Source organism: Streptomyces sp. NPDC004327, from assembly GCF_042873935.1.
Classification (GTDB): domain Bacteria; phylum Actinomycetota; class Actinomycetes; order Streptomycetales; family Streptomycetaceae; genus Streptomyces.
This window is the reverse complement of the sequence record NZ_JBIAME010000009.1, coordinates 433,617-446,426: the sequence shown is the minus strand read 5'-3', so window position 1 is coordinate 446,426 and position 12,810 is coordinate 433,617. Positions and strand designations below refer to the sequence as shown.

The window sequence follows — 12,810 nt, the reverse complement described above, 5'->3', positions numbered from 1 at the left end:
AGCGTTAGGGAAACGCCCGGTTACATTCCGAACCCGGAAGCTAAGCCTTTCAGCGCCGATGGTACTGCAGGGGGGACCCTGTGGGAGAGTAGGACACCGCCGAACAACCCGCCCTTTTAGCTCAGTCGGCAGAGCGTCTCCATGGTAAGGAGAAGGTCAACGGTTCGATTCCGTTAAAGGGCTCAGAGAAAAGGCCCCCGCCTGATGGCGGGGGCCTTTTTGCGTTCTCGGACAGCTGCCCGACGCCTCATCCGGCACGGGTGACAACGCAACGGCGACAAGGCGACAAGAAGAGGCCGGCCCCCGATTCGGGGGCCGGCCTTCCGGCTTCTCTCCTACTGGTGGTGCGGCTCCGGGATGCGCAGGGCGAGGATCGCCATGTCGTCGGAGGCCGGGGCCTGGGCGAAGCGCTCGACCGCCCGCAGGACCCGGGAGGCGACCGCGCCGGCCGTCAGGCCCGTACACGAGCGGAGGACCTCGGCGAGGCCGTCGTCGCCCAGCATCCTGGTGCCCTCGCGGCGCTCGGTGACGCCGTCCGTGACGCACAGGAGGACGTCGCCCGGGTCGAGGGTGACCGTCTGCTCGTACAGCTCCAGGTCGTCCATGACGCCGAGCAGCGGCTGCGGGTCGGCGGCCGGGCGGACCGTGCCGTCCTGGCTGAGGCGCAGCGGCAGCGGGTGGCCGGCGCAGACGACCTTGAGGACCGCCGAGCCGTCTTCCTGGGGGCGCATCTCGCCGTAGAGGAGGGTGAGGAAGCGGCTGCGGGCGCCCTCGTCGAGGATCGCCGCGTTGAGGCGCTCCAGGACGGCGGGGCCGCCGAAGCCCTCGCGGGCGAGCAGACGCAGGGCGTGCCGGGCCAGGCCGGTGACGGCGGCGGCCTCGGGGCCCGTACCGCAGACGTCGCCGATGGCGAAGCCGTACGCGCCGTCGCGGATGGGGAAGAGGTCGTAGAAGTCGCCGCCGACCTCGTTGCCCTCGCCGGCCGCGCGGTAGATGACGTCGACCTCGACACCGGGGACGTCCGGGAGGCCGGGCGGCAGCAGGCTGCGCTGGAGCGAGCGGCTGATGGCCATGCGCTCCGAGTACAGGCGGGCGTTGTCCAGGGCCAGGGCGGCTCGGCGGGAGAGGTCCTCGGCGAGCTCCAGGCTCTCCTGGCGGAAGTGGTCGTCGGTGGGCCGGCCGAGCGTCAGCATGCCGATGACGCGGTTGCGGGCCACCAGCGGCAGGACGACGGTCTCGCCGCCGACGGCGGCCGCCGTGGCGAGGGCCGTGTGGATGCCGGAGGAGACCGGGCCCGCGGGGCCGTCGAGTTCGCGCATCGAGGCGCTGAGCGCGGCGCGGTGGGCGGCGTCGCCCGGGGCGGTCCAGACGCGGGCGCCCGGGGTGGGCACCGGGTCCGGCGGGTCGATGGAGGAGAGCAGGGCCTTCAGACCGTCGATCAGGTCCTCGTCCTCGTGCAGGACGTAGGAGAGGTACGGGTCGGAGGCCTGGTCGGCGATGGTGTAGACGGCGCACCAGGTGGCCAGGGTGGGGACCGTCATCTGGGCCATGAGGGCCAGCGTCTGGTCCCGGTCGAGGGTGCCGGCCAGGAGGTCGGACGCCTCGACGAGGAAGCTGAGGGAGCCGCGGCGGAGCCGTTCGAGTTCGCCGAGGCGGGCGGACTCCACGGCCAGGGCGATGCGGTCGGCGGCGAACTGGAGGCGCAGGGCCTCCTCGTTGGAGTAGCGGTTGGCGCCCTCGGCCGCGACGCCGAGGGAGCCGGTGAGCCGGCCCTCGACCTTGAGCGGGACGGTGACGACCGAGCGCATGCCGGTGCCTTCGAGGAGCGGTACGGCGCCGGGGACGGCGGCCAGGTCCTCGTGGACGGCGGGCATGCGGGCGGAGCCGTAGCGGCTGGCGCCGGTCTCGACGGGGACGCGCGCGAAGCGCTGGCGGGCGGAGGGCAGGCCCGTGGTGGCCCGTACCTCCAGCTCGGTCTCGTCGTCGGTGGCGAGCAGGAGGAAGGCGGAGTCGCCGTCGAGCATGTCGCGGGCGCGCTCGACCGTGCGCTGCAGGAGCCCGTCGAGGTCGTCGGGGGCCGGGGAGCCGATGAAGACCTCGAAGGGGTCGGCGGCGTTGCCGCGGCTCTCGGCGCCGGCGTCGGCGCCCGCGGGGCGCTGCGGGGTCTGGAGGACGGCGCGCTCGTACTCGCGGACGAGGAGGCAGACGGTGGACGGCTCGCCCTGGGCGTCGCGGACGCGCAGGTGGGAGGCGTAGACGGGGATGACGCGGCCGTCGGCGCAGCGGATGCCGTAGCTGCCCTCCCAGCGGGAGAGGCGGAGGGCCTCGGCGAGGCCGGTGCCGATACCGGGGGTGTGCGGCCAGGCGGCGAGGTCGCCGAGGGGTTTGCCGGTGACCTGCTCGGAGCCGTAGCCGAAGAGTTCCTCGGCGTGCTCGTTCCAGGAGGTGATGGCGCCGCCGGCGTCGAGCTGGACGACGGCGACGCGGACCCGGCTGTCGGTGAGGGGCAGCAGCGCGTCGGGCAGGACGGGGCCCGCGGAGCGGGTGCCGACGGGGCGCTCGGGGAGGTCGAGGTGGAACCAGACGTGTTTGCGGGCGGGGCTGTAGTCGACGCCCCAGCGGGCGGCGAGCGCGGCGCACAGCAGCAGGCCGCGGCCGTTCTCGCGCTCGGGGCTGCTCGGGCCGCGGCTCTGCTGGACGGGGATCTCGCGTTCGGGGTAGCGGTCGGCGACCTCGATGCGGACGCCGTCGTCGCGGCGCAGGCAGAGCACGTCGGCGGCGGTGCCGGCGTGGATGACGGCGTTGGTGACGAGTTCGCTGGTGAGGACGACGGCGTCGTCGACGACCTCGGCGTATCCCCAGCCCTGGAGGGTGTCCCGGACGAAGGCGCGGGCGGTCGCCACGGACCTCCCGACGGGTTCGAAACTGGCAGCCGCCCGCGCGGTGATCACTGAACTCCTCGTACGCGTCTCGACGCCCGGCTCCGCCATGGTCGGTCTGCCCCTCCCGCTGTCCGTGCAATTTCGCGCCGTCCCGCCCCCGCCGGGCGGACCGGGGCGGTTGGACAGCCGGATGCCAGGTTACTTACCTTCGCTGTCCCGGCGGATGCCGGTCACGCACTTTGCGTCCCCGTTTGCGTCGCCGTCCGGGTCCCCCGGACGTGGGGACGTTGTGCGAAGCTGCCGATCTGTTATCGCCTGGTTCGGACCCGGTGAAACACTGGGCAGTCTGTAGCGAGTGACCGAACGGTCCGGTCGACCCCCTCGGGAGGGACACGGTGGAGTCTGGCACGACGACGCGGCGCGGTGGCGGTGCGCGGCCGAAGGGCGGCGGCCGGTCCCGGGGCGGGGGCACGGTGCAGGTGGACGCGGCGGCGCTGCAGCGGCTGCTGGCCGCTCTGGTGTCGATGCGCGACGGGAACTTCCGCAAGCGGCTCACGGTCTCCGGTGACGGGGTCATGACGGAGATCGCGGCCGTGTTCAACGAGGTCGCGGACCGGCAGACGCATCTGACCGGGGAGATCTCGCGGGTGCGCCGGGTGGTGGGCCGCGAGGGCAAGCTGTCGGAGCGCCTGGAGACGGGGGCCGGCGAGGGGGCGTGGGCCTCGGCGGTCGAGGCGGCGAACGCGCTGGTGGACGAGCTGGCGCGGCCGGTGTCCGAGGTGAGCCGGGTGCTCTCGGCGGTGGCCGAGGGTGATCTGGGGCAGCGGATGGAGCTGCGTTCGGAGGGTGCGGACGGGACGACGCGGCCGCTGCGCGGCGAGTTCCTGAAGGTCGCCCGTACGGTGAACAACCTGGTCGACCAGCTGTCGGTGTTCGCGGACGAGGTGACGCGTGTCGCCCTGGAGGTGGGCACCGAGGGCAAGCTGGGCGGTCAGGCCCAGGTGCGCGGGATGTCCGGTTCGTGGAAGGACCTGACGGACTCGGTCAACACGATGGCGAACCAGCTGACGGCGCAGGTGCGGGACATCGCCCTGGTGACGACGGCGGTGGCCAACGGCGATCTGTCGCAGAAGGTCACGGCGAACGTGGCCGGCGAGATGCTGGAGCTGAAGAACACCGTCAACACGATGGTGGACCAGCTGTCGTCGTTCTCGTCCGAGGTGACCCGGGTGGCCCGTGAGGTGGGCACGGAGGGCGAGCTGGGCGGTCAGGCCGAGGTGGCCGGGGTCGCGGGTGTGTGGAAGGACCTCACCGACTCCGTCAACACGATGGCGGGAAATCTCACCAATCAGGTGAGGGGGATCGCGGAGGTCACCACCGCGGTGGCCAACGGTGACCTGTCGCAGAAGGTACGGGTGTCGGCGCGCGGCGAGATCGCGCAGCTCGCGGACACCATCAACCAGATGACGGAGACGCTGCGGACCTTCGCGGACGAGGTGACGCGCGTGTCCGGCGAGGTCGGCGCGCAGGGTCTGCTGGGCGGTCAGGCGCAGGTGCCGGGCGCGGCGGGCACCTGGAAGGACCTCACGGACTCGGTCAACACGGTCTTCAGGAACATCACCACGCAGGTGCGGGACATCGCGCAGGTGACGACGGCGGTGGCCAACGGTGACCTGTCGCAGAAGGTCACCGTCGATGTGGCCGGTGAGATGCTGGAGTTGAAGAACACCGTCAACACGATGGTGGACCAGCTGTCCGCGTTCGGTTCCGAGGTGACCCGGGTGGCGCGGGAGGTCGGCGTCGAGGGTCTGCTCGGCGGGCAGGCCCATGTGCCGGGCGCGGCGGGCACCTGGAAGGACCTCACCGACTCCGTCAACACCGCGTTCCGCAACCTGACCGGTCAGGTGCGGGACATCGCGCAGGTGACGACGGCGGTGGCCAACGGTGACCTGTCGCAGAAGGTCACCGTCGATGTGGCCGGTGAGATGCTGGAGTTGAAGAACACCGTCAACACGATGGTGTCGCAGCTGTCGTCGTTCGCCGACCAGGTGACCCGGATGGCGCGGGACGTGGGCACCGAGGGCCGCCTCGGCGGCCAGGCGCGGGTGGACGGCGTGTCGGGGCGGTGGCGCGAGCTGACCGACTCGGTGAACTTCATGGCCGGCAACCTGACCTCGCAGGTGCGGCAGATCGCCCAGGTGACGACGGCCGTGGCGCGCGGTGACCTGTCGCAGAAGATCGACGTGGACGCGCGCGGCGAGATCCTGGAGCTGAAGAACACCATCAACACGATGGTCGACCAGCTGTCCGCGTTCGCGGACCAGGTGACCCGGGTGGCCCGTGAGGTGGGTACGGACGGCCGGCTCGGCGGCCAGGCGCAGGTGCCGGGCGTGGCCGGTGTGTGGCGGGACCTGACGGACTCCGTGAACGGCATGGCCGGGAACCTGACGGCTCAGGTGCGCAACATCGCGCAGGTCGCCACGGCGGTGGCCCGGGGCGACCTGTCGCAGAAGATCGACGTGGACGCGCGCGGCGAGATCCTGGAGCTGAAGAACACCCTCAACACGATGGTGGACCAGCTCTCCAGCTTCGCCGACCAGGTGACGCGGGTGGCCCGTGAGGTGGGCACCGAGGGCATCCTGGGCGGTCAGGCCGAGGTGCAGGGGGTCTCCGGCACCTGGAAGGACCTGACCCAGTCGGTGAACATGATGGCGAACAACCTGACCTTCCAGGTCCGGAACATCGCCGAGGTCACCACGGCGGTCGCGAAGGGCGACCTGTCGAAGAAGATCACCGTCGACGCCAAGGGCGAGATCCTGGAGCTGGTGACGACCGTCAACACGATGGTCGACCAGCTGTCGAACTTCGCCGACGAGGTGACCCGGGTCGCGCGCGAGGTGGGCACCGAGGGCATCCTCGGCGGCCAGGCCCGGGTGCGCGGGGTCACCGGCATCTGGAAGGACCTCAGCGACAACGTCAACCTGATGGCCAACAACCTGACCAACCAGGTGCGGAACATCTCCCGGGTCTCCGCGGCCGTCGCCAACGGCGATCTGACGAAGAAGGTCACGGTCGAGGCGCGCGGCGAGGTCGCCGAGCTCGCCGACACGGTCAACACGATGGTGACGACCCTGTCGTCGTTCGCCGACGAGGTGACCCGGGTCGCGCGCGAGGTGGGCACCGAGGGCGAGCTGGGCGGCCAGGCGCGGGTGCCCGGAGTGTCGGGCACCTGGAAGGACCTGACCGAGTCGGTGAACTCGATGGCCGACAACCTGACCGGTCAGGTGCGCCAGATCGCGGCCGTCACGACCGCCATCGCCAAGGGCGATCTCACCAAGAAGATCGACATCGACGCGCGCGGCGAGATCCTGGAGCTGAAGAGCACCATCAACACGATGGTCGACCAGCTGTCGAACTTCGCCGAGGAGGTCACCCGGGTGGCCCGTGAGGTGGGCACCGACGGCGTGCTCGGCGGCCAGGCCCGGGTCCGGGACGTCGAGGGCACCTGGTGGGACCTGACCGAGTCGGTGAACGAGATGGCCGGGAACCTGACGCGTCAGGTGCGGGCCATCGCCGCCGTCGCCACCGCGGTGACCCGCGGCGACCTCAACGTCAAGATCGACGGTGTGGACGCGGCCGGTGAGATCCAGGCCCTGCAGGACAACATCAACACGATGATCGCCAACCTGCGCGACACCACCCTCGCCAACGACGAGCAGGACTGGCTGAAGGGCAACCTGGCCCGGATCTCCGGCCTGATGCAGGGCCGGCGGGACCTGGAGGACGTCGCCTCGCTCATCATGAGCGAGCTGACGCCGGTCGTCTCCGCGCAGCACGGCGCCTTCTTCGTGGCGATGCCGACCGGCTCCGCCAACGGCGAGGCCGAACCGGTGGGGGAGGGCGAGGGCTCGTACGAGCTGCGGATGCGCGGCAGTTACGGGTACTCCGCCGGCTCCATGCCGACCTCGTTCCGGCCGGGCGAGACGCTCATCGGGACGGCCGCCGAGGAGAAGCGGACCATCCAGGTCAACGTGCCGCCGGGCTATCTGAAGATCTCCTCCGGTCTCGGCGAGGCCGCGCCGGCCCATGTGATCGTGCTGCCGGTGCTGTTCGAGGGCCGGGTCCTCGGCGTCATCGAGCTGGCGTCCTTCCAGCCGTTCACGCAGATCCAGCGCGACTTCCTCAACCAGATCGCCGAGCTGATCGCCACCACCGTCAACACCATCAGCGTCAACACCCGCACCGAGGTGCTGCTCAAGCAGTCGCAAGAGCTCACCGAGCAGCTGCGGGAGCGGTCGGCGGAGCTGGAGAACCGGCAGATGGAGCTGCAGAACTCCAACGACGAGCTGGAGGAGAAGGCCGAACTGCTGGCCCGGCAGAACCGGGACATCGAGGTGAAGAACACCGAGATCGAGGAGGCCCGGCAGGTCCTGGAGGAGCGCGCCGAGCAGCTCGCGGTCTCCATGCGCTACAAGTCCGAGTTCCTGGCCAACATGTCGCACGAGCTGCGCACCCCGCTCAACTCGCTGCTGATCCTCGCCAAGTTGCTGGCCGACAACGCCGACGCCAATCTGACGCCCAAGCAGGTCGAGTTCGCCGAGACGATCCACGGCGCGGGCTCCGACCTGCTCCAGCTGATCAACGACATCCTCGACCTGTCGAAGGTCGAGGCGGGCAAGATGGACGTCTCGCCCACCCGGATCGCGCTGGTGCAGCTCGTCGACTACGTCGAGGCCACCTTCCGTCCGCTCACCGCGGAGAAGGGGCTCGACTTCTCGGTGCGGGTCTCGCCCGAGCTGCCCGCCACGCTCCACACCGACGAGCAGCGTCTCCTCCAGGTCTTGCGCAACCTCCTGTCGAACGCGGTGAAGTTCACCGACACCGGCGCCGTCGAGCTGGTCATCCGGCCGGCCGGCGCGGACGTGCCGCAGTCGATCAGGGAGCAGCTCCTGGAGGCCGGGACGCTGCGCGACCCGGACGCCGACGTGATCGCCTTCTCGGTGACGGACACCGGCATCGGCATCGCGGCCGGCAAGATGCGGGTCATCTTCGAGGCGTTCAAGCAGGCCGACGGCACCACCAGCCGCAAGTACGGCGGTACGGGCCTGGGCCTGTCGATCAGCCGGGAGATCGCGCGGCTGCTGGGCGGCGAGATCTACGCGGCGAGCGAGCCGGGCCGCGGCTCGACGTTCACGCTCTACCTGCCGCTGAGCCCGAGCGAGCCCGCGCACCCCGGTTCCGGCCAGGACCCGCTGGAGGGGTACGAGGGTCCCGACGGCCAGGACGGCCGGTTCGGCTACGACGGCGGGGCCGGCCTCTCCGAGGGCCTGGTGCACTTCGCGCCGGCGCCCGCGCCCGCCGAGGTCCGGTCGGGGGCCGGCGCGCTGTTCCGGCACCGCCGCAAGACGGCCCCGCAGCGGGCGCAGCTGCCCGGGCAGTCCCCGCAGTCGGCGGGCGGCGAGCACGGCGTGGGCGACGAGCGGGCTGAGGCGCCGCGTCCGGTGTTCTCGTTCGCCGGCGAGAAGGTGCTGATCGTCGACGACGACATCCGCAACGTGTTCGCGCTGACCAGCGTCCTGGAGCAGAACGGGCTCGCGGTGCTGTACGCGGAGAACGGCCGGGAGGGCATTGAGGTCCTGGAGCAGCACGAGGACGTGTCCGTGGTGCTGATGGACATCATGATGCCGGAGATGGACGGGTACGCGACGACGACCGCGATCCGGCGGATGCCGCAGTTCGCCGGGCTGCCGATCATCGCGCTGACCGCGAAGGCGATGAAGGGCGACCGGGAGAAGGCCATCGACTCCGGCGCCTCGGACTACGTCACCAAGCCGGTCGACCCGGACCATCTGCTCACGGTCATGGAGCAGTGGATGCGCGGCGAGGGCCGCTCCTGAGGGCGGCGCCGGGGCCCGGCCCGCGGGCCCCGGCGGCGGCGGACCGCCGCCACCCGGGTGTGAGGGCCCGCGGGACGGGGAACCTTCTGGTCTCCCACCGCGTTCGACGTACCGGCAGGGCTTGTGTGCTCCGTGACAATGCGGTGACAGGGTGTGGCGACGGGTGGGGTGCGGCTACGATGACCGGCACAAGGACGGACGGCGCATGGGAGCCGTCAACTGGGGCGGCGCCCGGTGCTGTCCCCGGCTCACGGAGCCGGGGCGAGGCAGTGCCGGGACGAGGAGGACGGGGCATGGTGCAGAAGGCCAAGATCCTCCTGGTCGATGACCGGCCGGAGAATCTGCTGGCGCTGGAGGCCATTCTCTCCGCGCTCGATCAGACACTGGTGCGGGCATCGTCCGGGGAGGAAGCGCTCAAGGCGCTGCTGACCGACGATTTCGCGGTCATCCTGCTGGATGTCCAGATGCCCGGCATGGACGGATTCGAGACGGCCGCGCACATCAAGCGGCGCGAGCGGACCCGGGACATCCCGATCATCTTCCTCACCGCCATCAACCACGGCCCCCATCACACCTTCCGGGGGTACGCGGCGGGCGCGGTCGACTACATCTCCAAGCCGTTCGACCCGTGGGTGCTGCGCGCCAAGGTGTCGGTCTTCGTCGAGCTGTACATGAAGAACTGTCAGCTCCGCGAGCAGGCCGCGCTGCTCCGGCTCCAGCTGGAGGGCGGCGGCCCCGGCGGCCAGACCAAGGAGTCCGCGGGGCTGCTCGCCGAGCTGTCGGCGCGGCTCGCGGCCGTCGAGGAGCAGGCCGAGGCGCTGTCCAAGCAGCTCGACGACGACTCGGCCGACGCGGCCGCCGTCGCCACCGCCGCACACCTGGAGCGCAAGCTCACCGGGCTGCGCCGGGCACTGGACGCGCTGGAGCCGGGGGCGGGCGCGACGACGCCCCTGCCCTCGCAGAACTGACGCACGGTCACCTCGTGGGCGCCCGCCGTGAGCGGGCGTCAGTTTCGCGCCCCGGCAGGCACGACACGAACGGGTGAGCGTGTTTCCCCGGCGGCGTACACCGGTAACCTCAGCACCATGGCCTCACGTACGTCCGGCAAGGGTTCCCAGGGCACGGCGGGCACCGCGAAGCGAGCCGCCGGCCGTACGAGCGGCACCGCGAAGAAGGCGGCGCCCGCCAAGTCCCCCGCCAAGCCTCCCGCGAAGAAGGCGCCGGCCAGGAAGGCCGCGCCCGGCGGGCGGGCGCCCGCGCGCAAGACCGCCGCGAAGAAGCCCGCACCGCGCCCGGCGCCGTCCCCGACCGGCGGCGTCTACCGGCTGGCGCGTGGCCTCTGGCTCGGCCTCGCGCACGGCGTCGGCGCGATGTTCCGGGGGATAGGGCGTGGCGCCAAGGGCCTCGACCCGGCCCACCGCAAGGACGGCCTCGCGCTGCTGCTGTTCGGCATCGCCCTGATCGTCGCCGCCGGCACCTGGTCCAATCTGCGCGGCCCCGTCGGCGACCTGGTGGAGATGCTGGTCACCGGTGCCTTCGGCCGGCTCGACCTGCTCGTCCCGCTGCTGCTCGGCGCCATCGCCGTCCGGCTGATCCTCTACCCGGAGAAGCCGGAGGCCAACGGCCGGATCGTCATCGGCCTGTCCGCGCTCGTCGTCGGCGTGCTCGGGCAGGTCCACATCGCCTGCGGCTCGCCCGGCCGCGGCGACGGCACCCAGGCCATGCAGGACGCCGGCGGGCTCATCGGCTGGGCCGCCTCCAAGCCGCTCGAATTCATGACGGGCGAGGTCCTGGCCGTGCCGCTGCTCGTGCTGCTCACGATCTTCGGCCTGCTCGTCGTCACCGCCACCCCCGTCAACGCCATCCCGCGGCGGCTCCGCGCGCTCGGCGCCCGGCTCGGCATCGTCGAACCGGAGTACGAGCCCGAGGAGGCCGGCGGCTACGAGGAGTACGGCGACGACTGGCGCGACGACGCGCCGCGGGCCGCCCGCCCGCCCCGCCGCCGCGCCCCCGCGCCCGGGCCGGACTACGACCCGGACCGCGCGGAGTCCGACGCCCTGGAGCGGCGCGGCCGGCGCCGTACGCCGCCCGCGTCCGCGTTCGACACCGGCGGGCTCGACCCGGTCGACGTGGCCGCCGCCGCGGCCGCCGCGCTCGACGGCGCCGTGCTCAACGGCATGCCGCCGTCCCCGCTGGTCGCCGACCTCACCCGCGACGTCACCGCCGAGCGGGCCGCGGCGAAGGACGCGGCGAAGGCCGCGGCCGAGGCCGCGGAGGAGGCCGAAGCCCCGGTCGCTCCGGCCGCCGCGCCCGTGCCGACCGCGCGGGGCGCCGCCAAGGGCCGCTCCGAGGGCGGGGTGCCCGACCTGACGAAGCCGGCGCCCGAGCCGACCGACCTGCCGCCGCGCGCCGAGCAGCTCCAGCTCGCCGGCGACATCACGTACTCCCTGCCCTCCATGGACCTCCTGGAGCGCGGCGGCCCCGGCAAGACCCGCAGCGCCGCCAACGACGCCATCGTCCAGTCGCTGACCAACGTCTTCGCCGAGTTCAAGGTCGACGCGGCCGTCACCGGCTTCACCCGCGGCCCGACCGTCACCCGCTACGAGGTCGAGCTCGGCCCGGCCGTCAAGGTCGAGAAGATCACCGCGCTCACCAAGAACATCGCGTACGCCGTGGCCAGCCCCGACGTGCGGATCATCTCGCCGATCCCGGGCAAGTCCGCGGTCGGCATCGAGATCCCGAACACCGACCGCGAGATGGTCAACCTCGGCGACGTGCTGCGCCTGGCGGACGGCGACGACGACCACCCGATGCTGGTGGCGCTCGGCAAGGACGTCGAGGGCGGCTACGTGATGGCCAACCTGGCGAAGATGCCGCACATCCTGGTCGCCGGCGCCACCGGCTCCGGCAAGTCCTCGTGCATCAACTGCCTGATCACCTCGGTGATGATAAGAGCGACCCCGGAGGACGTCCGGATGGTCCTCGTCGACCCCAAGCGGGTCGAGCTCACCGCCTACGAGGGCATCCCGCACCTGATCACGCCGATCATCACCAACCCCAAGCGGGCCGCCGAGGCGCTGCAGTGGGTCGTGCGCGAGATGGACCTGCGCTACGACGACCTGGCCGCCTTCGGCTTCCGGCACATCGACGACTTCAACCAGGCGATCCGCGACGGCAAGGTGCAGCTGCCACCTGGCAGCGAGCGCGAGCTCAAGACCTACCCGTACCTCCTGGTGATCGTCGACGAGCTCGCCGACCTGATGATGGTCGCGCCCAGGGACGTCGAGGACGCGATCGTCCGCATCACCCAGTTGGCCCGCGCCGCCGGCATCCACCTGGTGCTCGCCACCCAGCGGCCGTCCGTGGACGTCGTCACCGGCCTGATCAAGGCGAACGTGCCGTCCCGGCTCGCCTTCGCCACCTCCTCGCTCGCCGACAGCCGGGTCATCCTCGACCAGCCGGGCGCCGAGAAGCTGATCGGCAAGGGCGACGGCCTCTACCTGCCCATGGGGCAGAACAAGCCGACTCGCATGCAGGGCGCCTTCGTCACCGAGGACGAGGTCGCCGCCGTCGTGCAGCACTGCAAGAACCAGATGACGCCCGTCTTCCGGGAGGACGTCACCGTCGGCACCAAGCAGAAGAAGGAGATCGACGAGGAGATCGGCGACGACCTCGACCTGCTGTGCCAGGCCGCCGAGCTGGTCGTCTCGACCCAGTTCGGCTCCACCTCGATGCTCCAGCGCAAGCTCCGGGTGGGCTTCGCGAAGGCCGGCCGGCTGATGGACCTGATGGAGTCGCGCAACATCGTCGGACCGAGCGAGGGTTCGAAGGCCCGGGACGTACTGGTCAAGCCGGACGAGCTGGACGGGGTACTCGCGCTGATCCGCGGCGGGGAGTGAGCGGCCGGGGGAGCGGGGCCGCGGCCCCGGTGCCGTAACGAGATCCGGCCGAGACTCACTCGTAAGGGAACGAGGGCAACCGTTTCCCTTGGCCGTACGTCAAGTTGGAGGGAGGGGGAACCCCCTGTCCCC

4 protein-coding genes, 1 tRNA gene and 1 rRNA gene are annotated in these 12,810 nt (G+C 71.5%); 5 read left to right on the top strand and 1 reads right to left on the bottom strand.

The annotated features are described in order from the left end of the window. Positions 1 to 105 (top strand): 5S ribosomal RNA (gene rrf, locus ACFYU9_RS30070); the annotation flags it as partial. 5 nt (positions 106 to 110) lie between these two features. Then, positions 111 to 183, top strand: a tRNA-Thr gene (locus tag ACFYU9_RS30065). 152 nt (positions 184 to 335) lie between these two features. On the opposite strand, the gene ACFYU9_RS30060 is transcribed toward ACFYU9_RS30065, so the two are convergent. Continuing rightward, the gene (locus tag ACFYU9_RS30060) at positions 336 to 2,990 is read right to left on the bottom strand and encodes a SpoIIE family protein phosphatase (protein ID WP_389208019.1); all 2,655 of its coding nucleotides are present in this window, start codon (positions 2,988 to 2,990) and stop codon (positions 336 to 338) included. Positions 2,991 to 3,277: 287 nt separating this feature from the next. Here ACFYU9_RS30060 and ACFYU9_RS30055 point away from each other — a divergent pair, with 287 nt between their 5' ends. The 3 genes from ACFYU9_RS30055 (at position 3,278) to ACFYU9_RS30045 (ending at position 12,678) form a co-directional block, all read left to right on the top strand. Next, the gene (locus ACFYU9_RS30055; RefSeq protein WP_389208017.1) at positions 3,278 to 8,779 is read left to right on the top strand and encodes a HAMP domain-containing protein; all 5,502 of its coding nucleotides are present in this window, start codon (positions 3,278 to 3,280) and stop codon (positions 8,777 to 8,779) included. A gap of 293 nt (positions 8,780 to 9,072) precedes the next feature. Next, complete coding sequence (locus tag ACFYU9_RS30050; protein WP_389208015.1) at positions 9,073 to 9,747, top strand: two-component system response regulator; 675 nt, start codon at positions 9,073 to 9,075, stop codon at positions 9,745 to 9,747. A gap of 117 nt (positions 9,748 to 9,864) precedes the next feature. Further along, positions 9,865 to 12,678 carry a DNA translocase FtsK gene (locus ACFYU9_RS30045; protein WP_389346765.1) on the top strand — a complete coding sequence of 938 codons (2,814 nt, stop codon included), beginning with the start codon at positions 9,865 to 9,867 and terminating at the stop codon, positions 12,676 to 12,678. The last annotated feature ends 132 nt before the right edge of the window (positions 12,679 to 12,810 follow it).